At 69.9% G+C, this 18,353-nt stretch carries 16 protein-coding genes; 15 read left to right on the forward strand and 1 reads right to left on the reverse strand.

From position 1 onward, the window contains the following. The first annotated feature begins 69 nt into the window (after nucleotides 1-69). From fxlM to AB0H21_RS37975, 10 genes are all read left to right on the forward strand, one after another. Nucleotides 70-1,290 (forward strand): methyltransferase, FxLD system, encoded by a 1,221-nt coding sequence (gene fxlM, locus AB0H21_RS37930; protein WP_358526462.1) that lies wholly within the window; start codon nucleotides 70-72, stop codon nucleotides 1,288-1,290. Nucleotides 1,291-1,327: 37 nt separating this feature from the next. Next, a complete protein-coding gene (locus AB0H21_RS37935) occupies nucleotides 1,328-1,462 on the forward strand; it encodes a hypothetical protein (protein WP_358526463.1) in 135 nt (44 codons plus the stop codon). Nucleotides 1,463-1,549: 87 nt separating this feature from the next. Then, nucleotides 1,550-4,456, forward strand: coding sequence for a lantibiotic dehydratase (locus AB0H21_RS37940; RefSeq protein ID WP_358526465.1), 2,907 nt, complete (start codon nucleotides 1,550-1,552; stop codon nucleotides 4,454-4,456). After that, on the forward strand, nucleotides 4,453-5,601 hold the full coding sequence (locus AB0H21_RS37945) for a lanthionine synthetase C family protein (protein WP_358526511.1): 1,149 nt from the start codon (nucleotides 4,453-4,455) through the stop codon (nucleotides 5,599-5,601). The genes AB0H21_RS37940 and AB0H21_RS37945 overlap by 4 nt, the downstream gene beginning before the upstream one ends. 16 nt (nucleotides 5,602-5,617) lie before the next feature. Continuing rightward, nucleotides 5,618-6,403, forward strand: a complete 786-nt coding sequence (locus tag AB0H21_RS37950; protein WP_358526467.1) for a thiopeptide-type bacteriocin biosynthesis protein — start codon at nucleotides 5,618-5,620, stop codon at nucleotides 6,401-6,403. A gap of 81 nt (nucleotides 6,404-6,484) precedes the next feature. Then, on the forward strand, nucleotides 6,485-6,673 hold the full coding sequence (locus tag AB0H21_RS37955; protein WP_358526468.1) for a hypothetical protein: 189 nt from the start codon (nucleotides 6,485-6,487) through the stop codon (nucleotides 6,671-6,673). 12 nt (nucleotides 6,674-6,685) lie between these two features. Then, nucleotides 6,686-7,975 (forward strand): histidine--tRNA ligase, encoded by a 1,290-nt coding sequence (hisS, locus tag AB0H21_RS37960; RefSeq protein ID WP_358526470.1) that lies wholly within the window; start codon nucleotides 6,686-6,688, stop codon nucleotides 7,973-7,975. Between the two features lie 5 nt (nucleotides 7,976-7,980). Further along, on the forward strand, nucleotides 7,981-8,784 hold the full coding sequence (locus tag AB0H21_RS37965; RefSeq protein WP_358526472.1) for an FkbM family methyltransferase: 804 nt from the start codon (nucleotides 7,981-7,983) through the stop codon (nucleotides 8,782-8,784). A 238-nt stretch (nucleotides 8,785-9,022) separates the two neighbouring features. Next, nucleotides 9,023-9,793: a TerC family protein gene (locus tag AB0H21_RS37970; protein ID WP_358526473.1), complete on the forward strand. Its 771-nt coding sequence runs from the start codon at nucleotides 9,023-9,025 to the stop codon at nucleotides 9,791-9,793. A 57-nt stretch (nucleotides 9,794-9,850) separates the two neighbouring features. Next, nucleotides 9,851-11,053, forward strand: a complete 1,203-nt coding sequence (locus AB0H21_RS37975; protein ID WP_358526474.1) for a cytochrome P450 — start codon at nucleotides 9,851-9,853, stop codon at nucleotides 11,051-11,053. 64 nt (nucleotides 11,054-11,117) lie between these two features. On the opposite strand, the gene AB0H21_RS37980 is transcribed toward AB0H21_RS37975, so the two are convergent. After that, on the reverse strand, nucleotides 11,118-12,023 hold the full coding sequence (locus tag AB0H21_RS37980; RefSeq protein ID WP_358526476.1) for an SAM-dependent methyltransferase: 906 nt from the start codon (nucleotides 12,021-12,023) through the stop codon (nucleotides 11,118-11,120). 236 nt (nucleotides 12,024-12,259) lie between these two features. Here AB0H21_RS37980 and AB0H21_RS37985 point away from each other — a divergent pair, with 236 nt between their 5' ends. The 5 genes from AB0H21_RS37985 to AB0H21_RS38005 all read left to right on the forward strand — a co-directional run bounded on the left by AB0H21_RS37985 (nucleotide 12,260) and on the right by AB0H21_RS38005 (nucleotide 18,336). After that, complete coding sequence (locus AB0H21_RS37985; RefSeq protein WP_358526512.1) at nucleotides 12,260-13,150, forward strand: DUF2520 domain-containing protein; 891 nt, start codon at nucleotides 12,260-12,262, stop codon at nucleotides 13,148-13,150. Between the two features lie 88 nt (nucleotides 13,151-13,238). Next, the gene (gene panC / locus AB0H21_RS37990; RefSeq protein WP_358526478.1) at nucleotides 13,239-14,114 is read left to right on the forward strand and encodes a pantoate--beta-alanine ligase; all 876 of its coding nucleotides are present in this window, start codon (nucleotides 13,239-13,241) and stop codon (nucleotides 14,112-14,114) included. Nucleotides 14,115-14,225: 111 nt separating this feature from the next. Then, nucleotides 14,226-16,805, forward strand: coding sequence for an L-aspartate oxidase (locus AB0H21_RS37995; RefSeq protein ID WP_358526479.1), 2,580 nt, complete (start codon nucleotides 14,226-14,228; stop codon nucleotides 16,803-16,805). Next, the gene (locus AB0H21_RS38000) at nucleotides 16,805-17,587 is read left to right on the forward strand and encodes a type III pantothenate kinase (RefSeq protein ID WP_358526480.1); all 783 of its coding nucleotides are present in this window, start codon (nucleotides 16,805-16,807) and stop codon (nucleotides 17,585-17,587) included. The genes AB0H21_RS37995 and AB0H21_RS38000 overlap by 1 nt, the downstream gene beginning before the upstream one ends. Before the next feature lie 584 nt (nucleotides 17,588-18,171). Continuing rightward, nucleotides 18,172-18,336, forward strand: coding sequence for a LuxR C-terminal-related transcriptional regulator (locus tag AB0H21_RS38005; RefSeq protein ID WP_307837838.1), 165 nt, complete (start codon nucleotides 18,172-18,174; stop codon nucleotides 18,334-18,336). The last annotated feature ends 17 nt before the right edge of the window (nucleotides 18,337-18,353 follow it).

The following is an 18,353-nucleotide window of genomic DNA, read 5'->3' on the forward strand; positions in this document are numbered from 1 at the left end:
GATCGTTCGGGGGTTCAGCCCGCCAACGGACTTCTCCGCAGACGGTGGCTCTACCAGAAAGAAGGCAGCATGTTGGACACGATGAGCGCCGATGCGCTTCGGGGTGCGCTGGTCGAACAGGTCGCGGCCCGGCACCAGGCGCTGGGCTTGGTGTTGCCCGCCGAGATCGAGCGGGCGCTGCGGAGAGTCCCCCGGCACCTGTTCACGGGCGACGCCGACCTCCAGGCCGCTTACGAAGACACCGCGATCATCACCAAGCGCAACGAGCGCGGCATCTCCATGAGTTCGGTGTCGGCGCCCTGGCTTCAGGCGATGATGCTGGGACAGGCCGAGCTCAAGCCCGGTGACCGGGTTCTGGAAGTGGGGACCGGTGGCTACAACGCGGCATTGATCCAGGAGGTCGTCGGGTCGACGGGTTCGGTGACCACGATCGACATCGACCCCGAGATCACCGAGCGTGCCGGACGGTGCCTGGCTGATGCGGGATACGCCGACGTGGAGGTGATCTGCGCGGACGCCGAGTTCGCGATCGAGCCGGGCAGGATGTTCGACGCGATCATTGTCACAGTGGGGTCCTGGGACGTGCCTCCGGCGTGGTCGTCGCAGCTCGCTGAGGGCGGGCGGCTCGTCGTCCCACTGCGTACCAAGGGGTTGACCAGGTCGTGGGTCCTGGAGCAGCGGGGCGGCGCCCTGGTGAGCCGGGGCCATCAGACCTGCGGGTTCGTGCCGATGCAGGGAGCGGGAGCCCACAGTGGCGTCGCGATCCCGCTGCTGCACGATGATGCGGTCGGGCTGTGGCTGGACGAACAGGACAGCATCGAGGCGGCGGCGCTGTCGGGCGTCTTGGACCTGCCCCGCGTGGAGGTGTGGACCGGCATCACGGTGGGCGCCGGGATTCGGTTCAGCGATCAGGACCTATGGCTCGCCACGACCCTGCCCGGCTTTAGCTTGATCACCGCGTCGCAGAAGGCGCTTGACGACGACATCGTGGCGCTGCCGTGGCGGTACGGCACCCCGGCGTTGGCGGACGGTCCGAACCTCGCCTACCGCACCAAGCCTCGCACGGTTGACGGTGGGAGATACGAGTTCGGCGTGTTCGCACACGGCCCGCAGGCGGACCACTCCGCGCGGCAGCTGGCCGAACAGATCGCTGCGTGGGACCGGGCGGGTCGTCCGACGCCCCGCCTCTCGGTCCACCCGGCAGGCACACCAGACGATGAGCTGCCGGACGGGTACGTGCTGGACAAGAAGCACTGCCGCCTCCTGATCGCCTGGTCGACGGCCAGGTAGCACGATCACCCTTCCCAATCGAAAGGATCATCCTGTGATGCAGCAGAGCGATTTCAGCCTGGACGTCCGCCTCGTGAAGGCTGGACCCGCGATCACCGGAGTCGACACCGAGGACTGCACCAGCGACAACTGCGGTGACACCCCGGGCAGCGCCGGCATAGCCAACTGCTAGACACCCCTGGTTGGTTCCCGGTCGCGCAGACCGGGCCGGGAACCTCTTTCCGGAACGGAGGATCGGCACGTGCATCGCTTTCGAGCCGTGGACGCCGCCGTCATTCGGGTCGCTGCCTACCCCGACAACCTGGTCTTGCCGCCGTGGCCCGACCTCAGCAACGATGATGTTCGCAGTGCGGTCAGTTGGATCGGTGAGGTCTGGCCGTTGGCGGGGGTAGCCGACGCTGTCAACATCGCGAGCCCTGATCTAGCTCGCGTCCTGACCGCGTTGTGTGAGGCCCCAGGCGGGTTCCGGCCGCGTCAGATCCGTCGCGCGGCCGAGGCCCTGATGCGCTATCTCCTGCGGTGGACGAGCCGTGCCACACCATTCGGCCTGTTCGCCGGACTTGCCCCCGTTAGCATGGCTCCGACCACATCCGTTGCTTTCGGCGATCGACATGTCGCTGTAAGCCAGCCGGATTCCACATGGCTCACAGACCAGATCAGCGCTCTGGAGAATCAGCCGGAACTGCTGCGGATGCTGCCGGTCATGACGAACAACCTGGGGTTCGTGCGGGGCGCAGACTGGGTGCTGCCCTGCCAGCCCTGCGCCGAGGGACCGGTGGCGGACGTGTCCGTGCGCTACACCGCAGCGGTCCGCATGGTCCTGCAGGAGGCCAGAACCTCGGTCCTCTTTGGCGATCTCCTAGCGAAGCTGGCCGCGGAGTCTCCCCGGACACCGGTCACAGTCATTGAGGACATGCTCACCGAACTGGTGCGCCGACGGATCCTGCTCACGAGCGTGCGACCGCCGATGACCGTCACCGACCCCCTCACCCACATCGCCGCCCAGTTGGCGGGGCTGGAAGCTGGCCCCGTCAGCCCTGTCGCCCTTGACCCGAGTCCGCGTCTGGCGGTCGGTCTGCGGCTGGACTGCTCGATCAGCCTGCCGCCCTGCGTGATCGGTGAGGTCGAGGCGGCTGCCGCGATCCTGGTCCGGTTGGCCCCGGGGCGCCCCGCCTGGCAGGCTTACCACTCCGCGTTCGTCGACCGTTATGGTCCAGGAGCTCTGGTGGGGATACGGGAACTCCTTGACCCCGATCGAGGGCTCGGCTACCCGGCCGGGTTCCGAGGTTCGCTCTACAGCAGCGACCCCGCGCTGACGCACAGAGATGCGACGTTGGCGGCCCTGGCCCAGAGAGCCGCCCTGGATGGGTGCGCCGAGTTGGTCATCACCGAGGACCTAGTGGCCGAACTGGAGATCGGCGGCGCCGCAGGGCCGGTGCCTCACACGGAGCTGCGGGTCAGCCTCAGCGCCCCCACCCTTGCCGCAGTGGACGCCGGCGAATTCACCATCATCGTGATGTGCGCGTCGCGGCACGCCGGGACCTCGGTTGGCCGGTTCCTGCATCTTCTCGAAGCCGGTGACCGGGACCGTATCAGCGCGGTCTACCGAGGACTTCCGGCCACCACGGCTGGCGCGATGGCCGTACAGCTGTCGGTCCCTCCCCTTTTCGCCCGCACGGACGGTCTCGCCCGCACTGCGGACGTCCTGCCGGTGCTATCACTGGGGGAACATCGTCAGCCGGACTCGGAGATCGATCTCGACGACCTGGCGGTCACCGCCGACGCCCGCCGCCTTGTCCTGGTGTCGCTCACGCGTGGGTGCGCGGTCGAGCCGTTGATGTTGAACGCGCTCGACTTGCGTCACGGCGTCCCCCCGCTGGCCCGGTTCCTGTGCGAAGTCAGTACTGGAACGTCGGCGCCGTGCAGTACGTTCGTCTGGGGTCCGGTCGCCGACCAGTTCGCATTTCTTCCGCGTGTTCGCTACGGCCGTACGGTGCTCAGCCCGGCGCGGTGGAACCTCACCGCCACGACCCTGCCCGACTCGACCGCCACCACCCGGGAATGGGTGAAAGCGTTCCGGGAACGACTGCACTCCCACCATATTCCGGATGTGGTGCGATTCGGCGACGATGACGTGCGGATCCGGTTGGACCTGACCGAGAGCGCGCACCTGGCGCTTCTGCGCGGCCACTTGGACCGGGTCGGCAGGGCGAGGCTGACCGAGGACGGAATCGACGATGGCTGGATCGGAGGGCGCCCCCACGAGATCGTCGTCCCCGTCGCGTCCACCACCCCGCCCCGCCCATTGGCGCGACCGCTGCGGCCGGAGCGGATCCACCAGGGTCCTGGTTGTCTGCCCGGGGCCTCACCGTGGCTTTACGCGAAACTGTTCGGGCACCCGGCCCGGCAGAGCGATCTGCTCACGACCTTTGCGTCGGCTTTGCTCGCCGACTGGGATCATGGCGCCCCCGACGACTGGTGGTTCATCCGCTACGACGCCCCCGCACCGCATCTGCGGGTCCGGTTGCGCCTATATGACAGCGACCGGTACGGGGCGGCCGCCCGTTCGTTCGGGCAGTGGGCACGCACCGTTCACCGTGCGGGGTTGCTCCGTGATGTCTGCCTGGAGACCTACCGCCCCGAGACCGGCCGGTTCGGCACCGGTCCGACCCTGGCCGCCGCGGAAGATCTGTTCGCCGCCGACTCGGCGGTCGCGGTCGCGCAGCTGCGCGGCATGGTGAACGCTCCGGCCGCGACCGCGGCCGGTCTGGTCGGCCTTGCGACTGGTTTCCTGGGCGTCGGCGGGCCGAGCTGGTTGGTGGAGCACATCGCTCACGGCGGGGGCAGCGCGCTTGATCGAAGCGTCGTGGAGCAGGCCCGGCACCCACTGAAGGTCCCGATCGAGTTACTGGATCGGTGGCGGAAGGCGCTGTCCACCTACCGGGCACTGCTCGACGCCGACACCGTCAACGTCGCCCACGATGTGAATGTCGTCCTGGCCGACTTGCTGCATCTGCACCACGCTCGCATGATCGGGATCGATGCCGAGTCGGAGCGGACCTGTATGCGGCTGGCCCGGGCCGTGGCCCAAGGCATGATCGCTCAAGGAGAAAGGAGCGGCACATCGACATCCAGCAGCGGGCCCGTCACTGTGCCGACGACATAGCCCGGCAGCTCAGGACACCTCATCCGGCTGGGCCATCGGTCCAGTCACTCAGCGGTGGAGCGGTCGGGATCGCGCTCTTGCACATCGAGCGGGCCACCGCAGGCATCACTGGGTGGCAGGAGGCACACGAGTGGCTGACGGCCGCGGCCGGTGACGAACTCACCACCGGTACCAACGCCTGTCTTTACCACGGGGCGCCTGCGCTTGCGTTCGCACTTCACCCCGCACGCCACCCTGGATATCGGGCCGCACAGGCGGCCCTGGACGAGGGTGTCGCGGCCATCACCCGGGATCGGCTCGCCGCAGCCGGGCACCGTATCGCGCGGGGCGAGCGGCCCGCCCTGGCCGAGTTCGACCTGGTCAGCGGCCTTGCCGGTCTGGGCGCGCACCTATGGAGACGTGACCCCGGCGGCGACCTGGTCAAGGGCGTGCTGGCTTACCTCGTCCGGCTCGCCGAACCGATGGACGGCCTACCGGGCTGGTGGACCATGTCATCGGCCAGGCGCACCATGCGACCCCCGCGTGGCGGGCACGGCAACAACGGGGTGGCACACGGCATCTGCGGGCCGCTGACACTGCTGGCTCTGACCGCCCGAGCTGGCCTGGTCGTGCCCGGTCAGATGGAGGCAATCGGCCGGATCTGCGCCTGGCTGGATGATTGGCAGCAAGACCAGTTCGGCGCCCCCTGGTGGCCCGAAACGATCACCCTCGCCGAGATCCAGCAAGACGGGACCACCCAGCCCGGGCCACTGCGCCCCTCCTGGTGCTATGGCACCCCTGGCATCGCGCGCGCCCAGCAACTGGCCGCTCTGGCGACCGGTGACACCGCCCGCAGGGCCACCGCTGAGTCCGCCCTGGTCGGCTGCCTCAACGACCCGCGCCAACTGCGGCGGATCGTCGACCGTGGTGTGTGCCACGGCGCCGCGGGACTGTTCATGACTGTGACCGCCTTCGCGGCTGACGCGATCGCGCCCGACGACCTGCCGCTCGCTCGGGTCGCTGAGCTCGTCCTGGACGGCCCCGCCGCGGCCAGCACGCCACCGGGGTTCCTGACCGGGCACGCCGGTTACGCCCTCGCGCTCCACGCCCTCGCCGACAGCACTCCACCCACTACCACCTGGGACGCCTGCCTTCTGCTCCGCTGACTGAAATGAGGTGCCTGTGCAGCCTGGACCTTGGCGGCAAGCCAACGTCACCTTCGCCGACCGCAGCGCCGCCTCACGTGTCGGCCCGATCCTTCAGGATGCCGAGGACCACGGGCTCGTGTCGGCCTGGTTCTTCATCCGCAAAGCGCAGTGGCGGTTTCGATGGCTACCCACTAGCCCTGCCGCAGCCGACACGGTCCTTCACGCGCTGACCCAGGCCGACGAGTCGATGTCATGGACCTCTACCGTCTGCGAGTTCGAGCCTGTCGCGTTCGGCGGGCAGGCGGGCATGGACGTCGCGTGCGCCCTCTTCCACGCCGACAGCCGCCACCTGTTGCGCTGGCTGAGAAGCGACCGGCGGCTTTCACAACGGGAGACCTCGATTCTGCTGTGCAGCACTCTGCTGCGCGGTGCCGGTCTGGACTGGTTCGAGCAGGGCGATGTATGGGCCAAAGTCGCCGATCTACGACCGCACGAGACCGCCATTCCCACCGACCCCGAGCGCGCCTGCCAACTAATCGACGCGATGCGCACGCTTATGACTACTGACGCCCAAGGGTTGTGCGACCCTGGGAAAGGTGAGCCTCTGTCCGGGTTTCACGCGTGGATCACGGCCTTCGACACAACCGGCCAGGCTCTCACCTGCCTGAACGACCACGGCGAGCTGGAACGCGGCCTGCGAGCTGTTCTCGCCCACCACCTAATCTTCCATTTCAACCGTGCGGGCCTAACCGGTGTGGACCAGGCCACCATGGCCGCTCTCGCACTTCAGGTCGTCTTTCACAATCCCAGAACCCTCTGAACAGCCGAGCTGGATCACCGCTCACACTGCCCGGGCCGTTCGACCTGGCCGAACGGCGCTAGGCGGGTGTGGGGCATCCGGATGATCGCCGACGTTGACGTCATCCCGCGGATGGACGCGGCCGCAGGATATCGTGAAGCTGCCGGAATCGGGCCAAGCGCCGCGCCGCCGGGCGCGCGGTGGACATCTACCTGGGCGATCCTGCTCAATGAGGTCGCCTATGCCACGGCACGCGGCATCCCGCAAACCCAGACCGTCACCGAACGCTGAGGAAACCTACCGGTGAAGACCGACAACAGCCCGCCAAGGGGCACCCGTGATCTGCTCCCCGCCGTCGTCGCTCTCCGCGACCATGTCCTGGGGCAGATCGCGTCGGTCTACCATCGGTACGGCTACCAGCGCATCGAAACGCCCTGTCTGGAAGACATCGCCCGCCTGGTCGGCGGCCAGGGCGGCGAGAACGAAAAACTGATCTTCAAGGTGTTGCGGCGTGGCCTGCCCGACCAGATGGAGCAGACCACCGGGCTGGCAGATCTGGTCGACCTGGGTCTGCGGTTCGACCTGACCGTCCCGCTGACCCGGTTCTACGGTCACCACCACGCTGATCTGCCGATGCCGTTGCGGTCCTTTCAGTTCGGGCCGGTCTGGCGGGCCGAACGCCCGCAAAAGGGCCGCTACCGGCAGTTCTACCAGTGCGACATCGACCTGATCGGCGAACCCAGCGTGCTGGCCGAGATCGAGCTCATCGAGGCCACCACAGAAGCCCTGGACGTCCTTGGTCTGACCGGAACCACCGTTCGGCTCTCAGATCGCCGCTTCCTGTCAGCCCTCGCCCACGCCGCTGGACTTCCCGACCAGGCGCAGAACGGATTCTTTATCGGCCTGGACAAACTCGACAAGATCGGGTGGGACGGGGTTCGTCGCGAACTCATCGACGATCGACAACTGCCGGCTGAGGTGGTGACCAACGCCCTGACCAAGATTGAGAACCTGCAAGGGTTGGACGCGCAGAAGGTCGCCGATACCGTCGCAGACGAGGTACCCGGACTCGACGATCAGGTCATCGCTGATCTGGCTACCACCACGACCGGGCTGGACCAGATCGCTCGCGAGCGAGGGCTGCGCTGGGAGTTCGACCCGACCCTGGTGCGCGGTATGGGTTACTACACTGGGCAGATCTTCGAGGTCGTTCACCCCCAGTCCACCTCGTCGGTGGCAGGCGGTGGACGGTACGACCGGTTGATCGGGCGCTCGTTGGGGACGGACGTTCCGGCGTGTGGCTTCTCCATCGGGTTCGAGCGGATCGTCGACCTGCTGGGCAAGGCTCCACACCGTGAGGCGGTCGCCGTGTTGTTCGACGCCGACGTCCCCGCCGCCGAGGCTCTCACGCTGGCTCGCCAGTTGCGCACCGAGGGTCGAACCACATCGGTGATCCGCCGCGGTGGCAAGTTCAGCGCTCAGTTGAGCCGTTTGGAGTCATCAGGATTCACCTCGTTCGTTCATCTGCGTGCAGACCATGCCCCTGGCCTCCGGCCCGACGAGCGACCATTGGGCCGCCAGACCCTCGCTTAGGAGAGATGTTGGATAGACGAACCGCTCCGTGGGGAGACACCATCTGGTTCGAGCCATCCGACATCAGTCTTGATCCGCAATTCCTGGAAACCGGGGTGAGCTGGCCGCGAGAGCTGGACGCTCTGGCCGCCATAGTGCGCCCCGGTGACCTGGTCATCGACGCGGGTGCCAGCCTCGGCTACCTCACCTGCTATCTCGCTCACCTGGCGGGTCCTTCGGGCCGGGTGCATGCGATCGAGCCGTCCACCGCCATGGCTGACCTGCTCGAACGCAACGTCACCGGTAACGGCTACAGCAATGTCACTATCGCTCGCCTGGCCCTTGGCGCCCGTGACGGACACGTGGATCTGTGGCTCAGTAGCTCCAACCTGGGAAGGCATTCTTTCTATCCGGCCAATGTGCTCAACCTAGGCGGATCCGAGCTGGTCGAGCAGTTGACCGCCGACCAGTACTGGCGACAGCGGCTCGCCTGCCGCCCGGTCGGGCTCCTCAAACTCGACGTCGAAGGTGCCGAGCAGGTCATCCTCGGCTCGGCCTCCGGCCTGCTGTCCGCCTGTCGAGAGGTGTGGATGGAGTTCTGGCCCGAAGGGATCGCCGCCGCTGGAGGGGACCCCTACGACGCGCTCACGCTCCTGCTGCGGTCCGGGTTCGCTCTGACCGGATGGGATCTGGTTACCGGTGAACACCAGCCCGTCAGTGATCCTCGCGACCTCGAAGCGGTCTTCACCCGTCTCGCCAGGTGGGTTATCGAGGACGGCCAGGACTTGTCCCCAATCCTTTACATTCATGCTCACCGTAGCAGAGAGTAACGGCGTGCTCGCCGCCCTTTGACGGGGACCTCCAGGTCGGCGCCGAGTACGGCGGGGATGCCCGTCCGGTGCCCTGCGGGGACGGGTTGGGCGGGGACGATCTCGCCGTCTCCGCAACCTCGGATGTCCGGACCGGGGGTCGTGTCCGGGGCGAACTCCGGTGGGGTCTCGTGCGTTGGACGGGGAACGGCTCGTGACCCCGGCGTGTCGTGACGTGCGCGGATCTGGAGGAGTGTTCATGGATTGGGTTGCCGACCCCACGATCTGGATCGGGTTCTTCACCCTGGTCGCCCTGGAGATCGTTCTGGGCATCGACAACATCATCTTCATCTCGATCCTCGCCGGGAAACTACCGCCCGAGCAACGCGACCGGGCCCGCAAGGTGGGCCTCGGGTTGGCGCTGCTCAGTCGTCTGGCGCTGCTGCTGGCGCTGTCCTGGGTGGTGCGTCTGACCACGCCGCTGTTCGAGGTGTTCGAGCACGGGATATCCGGGCGAGATCTGATCCTGATCCTCGGAGGGCTGTTCCTGCTGGGCAAGAGCGTGTTCGAGATCGGCGACAGCCTGGAGGGCGCCTCTGGGCACTCCAGCGGCCGGGTGGCGGCGTCCTTCGGGGCCGTGATCGTGCAGATCATGCTGCTGGACGTAGTCTTCTCGCTGGACTCGGTGATCACGGCCGTCGGTATGGTGGACCAGCTCGGCGTCATGATCGCGGCGGTCATCGTCGCGGTGATCGTCATGCTCATCGCGGCCCGGCCGATCAGCGAGTTCGTCGAGCGGTATCCGAGTATCAAGATGCTCGCGCTGTCGTTCCTGGTGCTGATCGGCGTCGTGCTGATCGCCGAGGGTTTCGAGCAGCACATCTCCAAGGGGTACATCTACTTCGCGATGGCGTTCTCGCTGGTCGTGGAGCTGCTGAACATCCACGCGCGCAGGCGGGCGGGGCGGCAGCGCCCGGTGGAGCTGCGCGAGCGGTACGAGGAGGCGCCGGAGCCGGAAGGGCGGGCCTGAGGCGGCAGCCGCCTGAGCTGGATGTTTTGCGGGAAATTTCGCGTTTACGATGGCTTCGTGCAGTTCGACCCATGGAACCCCGAGTTCGTCGCCCACCCGTACGACGTCTACCGCGAGCTCCGCGCGACCGCGCCGGTCAGCTTCTTCGAGCCCACCGGCCAGTGGCTCGTGGCCCGCCACGAGGACGTCAACGCGGCACTGCGCGACCGCCGGCTCGGCCGGTCCTACCTGCACGTGGCCTCGCACGAGGAGTTCGGCCGGGCGGCCGAGCCGGAGTTCCAGGAGCCGTTCTGGCGGGTCGTCCGCGCCGGGATGCTGGACGTCGAGCCGCCCGTCCACACCCGGCTGCGCCGCCTGGTGTCCAAGGCCTTCACGCCGCGCATGGTCGAGGAGCTGCGTCCCCGCGTCCGGCGCATCGCCGGGGAACTGGTGGACGCCTTCGTCGAGCGCGGCGGCGGCGACCTGATCGCCGAGGTCGCCGAGCCGCTGCCCGTGACCGTCATCGCCGAGATGCTGGGCGTGCCCGAGTCCGACCGCCACCTGCTGCGCCCGTGGTCGGCGGACATCTGCGGCATGTACGAGCTGAACCCGTCGGACGAGGCCGCCCACACGGCCGTCCGCGCGGCGTCGGAGTTCTCCGACTACCTCGCCGGGCTCGCCGCCGCGCGCCGGGCGAACCCCGGGGACGACCTGATCAGCGCGCTCGCGCAGGTCGTGGACGAGGGCGACCGGCTCACCGAGGAGGAGCTGATCGGCACCTGCGTGCTGCTGCTGAACGCGGGGCACGAGGCCACCGTCAACGTGACCGGCAACGGCTGGTGGTCGCTGTTCCGCAACCCCGCCGAGCTCGAACGGCTGCGCGCCGACCTCTCGCTGCTGCCCTCGGCGATGGAGGAGCTGATGCGCTACGACACCCCGCTGCAGATGTTCGAGCGCTGGGTGCTTCAGGACATCACCATCGGCGGGGTGGAGATCCCCAAGGGCGTCGAGGTGGCGCTGCTGTTCGGCTCGGCCAACCGCGACCCGGAGGTGTTCGCGGACCCGGACCGGCTGGACGTGGGCCGCACGGACAACCCGCACATCTCGTTCGGGGCGGGCATCCACTTCTGCCTGGGCGCGCCCCTGGCCCGCGTGGAGCTCGCCGAGTCGTTCGGCGCGCTGCTGCGGACGGCTCCCAAGCTGGAGCTCGTGGAGGAACCGGCCTGGAAGCCGAACTACGTCATCCGCGGCCTGGAGTCGTTGAAGGTCACCACGGGCTGAGAGGGCTCCGGAGGCGGTCGAGCGTACCGAGGCCGGCGGCCCGGTCGAGTTGGCTGGGGGCCGGTCAGGTCTTCCACTGGCCCAGCCAGCCGAAGCCCCCGAGGCCGTCCGGGTCGATCAGCTCGGCCTCCTCGGACGCGCGGGCGAGCGCCCGCAGATAGCCGCCGGGGTCGGTGCCCGCGAGGCTGAGCGGGGGCCGGGCTCCGGTGACGCCCAGATCGCGCAGGGCCTGTCGTTGCGTGGTCAACGTTGTGGACATCGCGCCGGCCCGCTCGCCCGCCGCCGCGCACGCGTCCAGCGCGACGTGTGCGGTGATATCGCAGGACCCGTCGGGTATGGCGGGTACGCAAGCCCCGTCGCGGTACCCGGCCAGCGTGCCCAGGGGCGGACGGTTATCCACAGGGTGTGCATAATCGACGGCCACCGCGAGCCCGCGCGCGAGCCGGCTCACGACCGCCGCCCACGCCTCGTCGCGCGGCCTGCCGATCTCGGCGCGCAGGCCCGTCGAGCCGAGCGGCCACCACCGCTCCAGCCAGAGCCGGTCGGCTTCCTCCGGCGGGCCGTCCAGCCGCTCCGCACCCGTCCGCGGGTCGACGAGGACGAGCCGCGGGCCCTCGGGCGTCTGCTCGGCGATGTCGACGGGCACGTTGTCCAGCCACTCGTTCGCGATCGCCAGCCCGGTGACGGTCTCGGGGAGCACGGCCGTCCAGGTGATCTCCTCGGGAAGGCCCGCGGGCCGCGATGAGAGGTCGACGGCCGTGACGCGCAGGCGCGCGGCGAGCTCCGGCTCGGCCACGCGCAGGATCTCGGCGACGAGCAGGCCGTCCCCCGAGCCGACGTCGACCAGGTCGAGCCGGTCGGGGCGGCCCAGCCGGGCGTCCACGGTGATCAGCAGGCGCAGCACCGCGGCGGCGAACACGGGAGAGGCGCCGACGGACGTGCGGAAGTGGCCGGAAGGGCGCTCTCGCATGTAAAAGCCGTCTTCGCCGTAAAGCGCCCGCTGGAATGCCTCCCGCCACGTCACCCACACGGCACTGGACGCTACCAAGATTGACGGCGCGCTTTGACCGACCTCTTGGCCGCCTTGATCGACAGGGGTGATTCGCCCGGAAAAGCGGCCAAGAGGAGCCGAACCACGGCGGCCTGGGGCGTGCCCGTTACGCTGGACGACTGGGTTTCGATACGTCGAGGGTGAACGGGAACGTGATGCGGACAAGCGACCGGCCGGGACGCCTCGCCGTCGGCGTGCTCGGCGCCGGGCGGGTGGGCTCGGTGCTCGGTGCCGCGCTCGAGCAGGCCGGGCATCACGTCGCGGCCGCCGCCGGGGTGTCCGAGGAGTCGCGCCGCCGGGCCGCCGACCGTCTCGGCGTCGGCCTGTCCCGGCCCGAGGACGTCATCCACCAGGCCGACCTGGTGCTGCTCACCGTCCCGGACGACGTGCTGCCCGGCCTCGTCTCCGGCCTCGCCGCCACCGGCGTGGACCTGCGCGGCAAGATGCTCCTGCACGCCAGCGGCGCGTACGGCCTCGGCGTCCTCGAACCGGCCACGGCCGTCGGCGCGCTGCCGTTCGCGATCCACCCCGTGATGACCTTCACCGGCAGGGACGACGACCTGCGCCGTCTCGTGGGCTGCTCGTTCGGCGTCACTGCGCCCGAGGCGCTCAGGCCCGTCGCCGAGGCCCTGGTCATCGAGATGGGCGGCGAGCCGGTGTGGGTCGCGGACGAGGACCGCGCGCTCTACCACGCGGCCCTGGCCGGCGCCGCCAACCACATGGTCACGCTGATCGCCGAGTCGCAGGAACTGCTCAGGAAGATCGGGGTGGAGCACCCCGGCCGCATGCTCGGGCCCCTGCTCGGCGCGGCCCTGGACAACGCGCTGCGCCTCGGCCTGTCCGGGCTCACCGGGCCGGTCGTGCGCGGCGACGCGGGCACCGTGCGCAAGCACGTCGACGCGCTGATCCTCGCCGCGCCCGAGGCCGCGGACGCGTACATCGCGCTGGCCCGGCTCACCGCCGACCGCGCTCTCGCGGCCGGGTTGCTGAAGCCCGAGGCCGCCGAGCGCCTGCTCGACGCGCTCGGCGGCAACACATGGACGTGACCCCCGGCACGCCCGGCTCGGCCGGGAGAACCGCAGAGACCCCCGCGGCAGGGCCGGGCGCCCGGCCGCAGACCCCTGGAGGTGACGCGTGGACGTGATCGTCGCGCATGACCGTTCCGAGCTCCTCGCGGCCCGTGCGGCGCTCGGCGTCGGAGCCGAAAGCACCTCCGAGGGGTCTCGGACGCTCGCGCTGGTCCCCACGATGGGGGCGCTGCACGAGGGGCATCGCTCGCTGATCCGTCTCGCCCGCGAGCGCGCCGGGCACGTCGCGGTGAGCATCTTCGTCAACCCTCTGCAGTTCGGCCCGAACGAGGATTTCTCCCGCTATCCCCGGACGTTCGACGCCGACCTGGAGGTGTGCGCGGCCGAGGGCGTCGAGCTGGTCTTCGCCCCGGCGGCCGACGAGATCTACCTGCCCGACCGGCAGGTCGGCATCTCGTCCGGCCAGATGGGCACGATCGTCGAGGGCGCGTTCCGGCCGGGCCACTTCGACGGCGTGCTGACGGTCGTCCTCAAGCTGTTCAACCTGGTCAGGCCCGACGTCGCGGTCTTCGGGCAGAAGGACGCCCAGCAGCTCGCGATGATCCGCCGCATGGTCGCCGACCTCGACCTGCCGATCACCATCGTGGGCGCGCCGACGGTCCGGGAGCCGGACGGGCTCGCCCTGTCCAGCCGCAACCGCTACCTTTCGCCCGCCGACCGCGCCACGGCCCTGGCGCTCTCGGCGGCGCTGCGCGAGGGCGCGGCGCACAAGCGTCCCGAGGACGTCCTCGGCGCGGCGCGGGCCGTGCTGGACGCCGCGGCCGTGGCCGACCCTCCGCTGGCGCTGGACTACCTGAGCCTGGTCGACCCGGCGACGTTCGCCGCCGTCGGCGCGGACCACGAGGGGGAGGCGATCCTCGTCGTGGCCGCCAAGGTGGGGGGCACCCGCCTCATCGACAACGTCGTGCTCACCGTCCCCTAGTCCGGTACTTTGGGCTTTCACCTGCGATAACACCTTTTGTCCCACCCCCTCTGCCTCGCCTTCGTGCCTCGTCCTTTATCGTCATCTTGACGAATATGAGGGGAGCGATCCATGTCCCACCCGCCCATCCCCCGGCGGCTCACCGCGCCCGCCCCCGGCTGGACCGTCCACGCCGACGTCGTCGTTGTGGGGTCCGGCATCGCCGGTCTCACCGTGGCGCTCCACCACGCCGAACTGGCCCCCGGCGCCCGGGTGCTGGTTGTCACCAAGGACGTGCTGTCCGCAGGCTCCACGCGCTGGGCGCAGGGCGGGATCGCCGCCGTGCTCGACCCCGCCGACTCCTCCGACGAGCACCTCGGCGACACGCTGGTCGCCGGGGTCGGCCTCTGCGACCCGCGCGCCGTCCATACCCTGGTCACCGAAGGGCCGGACGCGCTGCGCCGCCTCATGCGGCACGGCGCGCGCTTCGACCGCGACCCCGGCGGCAGGCTGCAGCTCACCCGCGAGGGCGGCCACCACCGCGACCGCATCGTCCACGCCGGCGGCGACGCGACCGGCGCCGAGGTCCAGCGGGCCCTCGTCGAGGCCGTGCGGGCGGCGGCGCCGGGGCCCGGTGAGTGCGGCGGCATCGAGATCATCGAGCACGCGCTCGTCCTGGACCTGCTCAAGGACGCATCCGGCGCCGCCCGCGGGATCACCCTCCACGTGATGGGCGAGGGCGCCAGGGACGGCGTGGGCGCGGTCCGCGCGGGCGCCGTCGTGCTCGCCACCGGCGGCATGGGCCAGGTCTACTCCGCCACCACCAACCCGCTGGTCTCCACGGGCGACGGCGTGGCGCTCGCGCTGCGCGCCGGGGCGGTCGTGCGGGACCTGGAGTTCGTCCAGTTCCACCCGACGGTCCTGTGGCTGGGCGAGGACGCGACCGGCCAGCAGCCGCTCATCTCCGAGGCCGTGCGCGGCGAGGGCGCCGTCCTGGTCGACGCCACGGGCGAGCGGTTCATGACCGGCGTCCACGAACTCGCCGAGTTGGCCCCGCGCGACGTCGTGGCCAAGGCGATCATGCGCAGGATGCTGGAGACCGGGGCGCTCCACGTCCACCTCGACGGGCGGCACTTCGGCGAAGAGAAGTGGCGCACGCGCTTCCCCACGATCTACGCGATCTGCCTGGAACACGGCATCGACCCCGCGCGCGAGCCCATCCCGGTCGCGCCCGCGGCCCACTACGCCAGCGGCGGCGTCCGCACCGACCTGCGCGGCCGCACCAGCGTCCCCGGCCTGTACGCCTGCGGCGAGGTCGCCTGCACGGGCGTGCACGGCGCCAACCGGCTCGCGTCCAACTCGCTGCTGGAGGGCCTGGTCTTCGCCGAGCGCATCGCGGCCGACCTTGCCGCCGAGGCCGCCGAGGCCGCCGAGCGTCCCGCGCCCGGCGAGCCGGTGGACGACGGCCGCGCCGCCGGACTGGTCGACCCCCGGGCGCGCGCCCGCGTCCAGGGCCGCATGAGCGCGGGCGCGGGCGTGCTGCGCGGCGCCGCGAGCCTGGCGGAGGTCGCCCGCGGCCTCGTGGACGCCCGCTGGACCCCCGTGACCGTCGAGCCGTGCACCGAGTCCTGGGAGACCACGAACCTGCTCACGGTGGCCACCGCGCTCGTCGCGGCGGCCGGGGCCCGCGAGGAGACGCGCGGCTCCCACTGGCGCGAGGACCACCCCGAGCGCGACGATGCCGGATGGCTGGGGCACCTGGACGTGACCCTGGGCGAGGAAGGACTGAGCATGACGTACCGGCGGCACGAAGGCGGGCCCGGGGAGACGGCCATCTCCGGTCACCTGGAGGCGGACCTCACCCTGGCCGGCCTCGACCCGGCGGCGGTCGCCGCGGTGATCGACGCGGCCCTCGCCGAGGACCTCGCCCAGGAGGGCGACGTGACCACGATCGCCACCATCCCGGCCGGTCAACCGGCCGTCGGCGACCTCGTGGCCCGCGCGGACGGCGTGGTGGCGGGCCTCGCCGTCGCCGAGGCGGTGTTCCTCGCCGCGTCCCAGGGACGCCTCACGGCCGAGCGCCGCGTGAAGGACGGCGAGCGCGTCGCGCGCGGCGACGTCCTGATGACGCTGACCGGCCCGGCGCGCGACCTCCTCACGGCCGAGCGCACCGCGCTCAACCTGCTCACCCACCTGTCCGGGATCGCCACGCTCACCAACCGCTGGGTCCGGGCCGTGAACGGCGCGAAGGCGCGCGTCCGCGACACCCGTAAGACCCTCGCCGGCCTGCGCGCCCTGGAGAAGTACGCGGTGAGGTGCGGCGGCGGCGTGAACCACCGGATGTCCCTTTCGGACGCGGCCTTGATCAAGGACAATCACGTGGTGGCGGCGGGTGGGGTCGCCGAGGCGTTCCGCGCGGTGCGGGCGGCGTACCCCGGCCTGCCCATCGAGGTGGAAGTCGACCGGATCGACCAGCTCGAACCCGTGCTGGCGGAAGGGGCGGAGGAGATCCTGCTGGACAACTTCACCGTCGAAGAGCTCGCACTGGCCGTGCGCCTGGTGGACGGCAGGGCGCGCCTGGAGGCCAGCGGCGGTCTCAGCCTGGAATCGGCGCGTGAGGTCGCCGAAACCGGGGTCGACTACCTTGCTGTGGGGGCGCTGACCCACTCCGCGCCCGCACTCGACATCGCTCTGGACCTACGGGGGGCTTGATGCTGCTCACGATCGACGTCGGCAACACCCACACCGTGCTCGGCCTCTTCGAAGGCGAGGAGCTGATCGAGCACTGGCGCCTCGCCACGGACGCGAGGCGCACCGCCGACGAGATCGCGGTCGTCCTCCAGGGGCTGCTCGGCCAGAGCCCCCTGCTCAAGGGCGCCGACATCAGCGGCATCGCCATCTGCTCCACCGTCCCGTCCGTGCTGAACGAGATGCGTGAGATGTGCCGGCGCTACTACGGCGACGTCACGGCCGTCATCGTGGAGCCCGGCGTGCGCACCGGAGTGCCGGTGCGCATGGACAACCCCAAGGAGGTCGGCAGCGACCGCATCGTCAACGCGCTCGCCGCCATCACGTTGTACGGCGGGCCGTGCGTGATCGTCGACTTCGGCACGGCCACCTCGTTCGACGCCGTGTCCGCCAAGGGCGAGTACGTCGGCGCGGTCACCGCCCCCGGCATCGAGATCTCCGTGGACGCCTTGGCGGCCGCGGGCGCGCAGCTCCACAAGGTGGAGCTCGTGCGCCCGCGCTCGATGATCGCCAAGAACACCGTCGAGGCGCTCCAGGCCGGCATCATCTACGGCTTCGCCGGGCAGGTGGACGGCATCGTCGAGCGCATGGCGCCCGAACTCGCCGCCGACCCGGACGACGTCACGGTCGTGGCCACCGGCTCGCTCGCCTCCCCCGTGGTGGACGAGGCGCGCTCGATCGACGTGCACGAGCCGTGGCTCACGCTCATCGGATTGCGGCTCATCTACAACCGCAACACCAGCTGACCCATTCGCCCGCGCGGGCGCGCATCGGCCGAGATCCATATCGAAGCGCCCGCGCCGATTACGCGGCCGGGCGAGGTCCAAAGCGTCTAAAGCCGGTCCCGGGGACACCTTCCGTACGCGGGCGAGTTCGGCCGAAAAAGGTCGGAATGGGCCAGTGATTTCACGGATAATTACGGGCGGAGACGCGTTGATCTTATATGCGCGGCGGGGGTGATCCCACCGTACGCGCCGCCGAACCCGTCGTCGACCAGCATCGCGGGCGTCCGGGGCCGCGTCCCCGGACGGTGCCCTCCTCGATCTTCACGCCTGTCGGCCCCCAGCCTACGGGTTCGCGAACATGTCATGAGTAGTTCACATATGCACTGGTATGTCAATCAAGAAGGGAACGCCTATGGAGGGTCGGAGCTTGACGACCTTTGAACGTGGCGTTTACCGTTCCTGACGGGCGAGCCAGAAGCATTCCAGTATGTTGCCGAGTTCGTCGTGGGGGAGGACACCCGATGGCGTATCCGGATCTGGTTTCCCGAGGGAATGACATTCCCCCGGGATCAGACGGCGTGGGGTTGAGTGACGATGATCTTCTCTTGCTCGCCGAGCTGGCCAAGGGCGTGACCGTCGACCGTGTGGGTCGGCGGCTCGACGTCAGCGGCCGTACGGTCCGGCGCCGCCTCCGGGGCATCTGCGACCGCATCGGCGTCGCCACCGCCATCGAGGCCGTGGCATGGGCGGCCCGCCGCAGGCTGATCTAGCCGATCCAGCCCGCGAG

The sequence above is a fragment of the Sphaerisporangium sp. NPDC051011 genome (assembly GCF_040653595.1).
In the GTDB taxonomy this organism is placed as follows: domain Bacteria; phylum Actinomycetota; class Actinomycetes; order Streptosporangiales; family Streptosporangiaceae; genus Sphaerisporangium.

Excerpts from the sequence above, each read along its gene's own strand:
- fxlM (WP_358526462.1), top strand. The coding sequence starts at position 70 with ATGTTGGACACGATGAGCGCCGATGCGCTTCGGGGTGCGCTGGTCGAA.
- AB0H21_RS37935 (WP_358526463.1), top strand. The coding sequence starts at position 1,328 with ATGCAGCAGAGCGATTTCAGCCTGGACGTCCGCCTCGTGAAGGCTGGA.
- AB0H21_RS37955 (WP_358526468.1), top strand. The coding sequence starts at position 6,485 with ATGATCGCCGACGTTGACGTCATCCCGCGGATGGACGCGGCCGCAGGA.
- AB0H21_RS37965 (WP_358526472.1), top strand. The coding sequence starts at position 7,981 with ATGTTGGATAGACGAACCGCTCCGTGGGGAGACACCATCTGGTTCGAG.
- AB0H21_RS37970 (WP_358526473.1), top strand. The coding sequence starts at position 9,023 with ATGGATTGGGTTGCCGACCCCACGATCTGGATCGGGTTCTTCACCCTG.
- AB0H21_RS37980 (WP_358526476.1), bottom strand. The coding sequence starts at position 12,023 with ATGCGAGAGCGCCCTTCCGGCCACTTCCGCACGTCCGTCGGCGCCTCT.
- AB0H21_RS37985 (WP_358526512.1), top strand. The coding sequence starts at position 12,260 with ATGCGGACAAGCGACCGGCCGGGACGCCTCGCCGTCGGCGTGCTCGGC.
- AB0H21_RS37995 (WP_358526479.1), top strand. The coding sequence starts at position 14,226 with ATGTCCCACCCGCCCATCCCCCGGCGGCTCACCGCGCCCGCCCCCGGC.
- AB0H21_RS38000 (WP_358526480.1), top strand. The coding sequence starts at position 16,805 with ATGCTGCTCACGATCGACGTCGGCAACACCCACACCGTGCTCGGCCTC.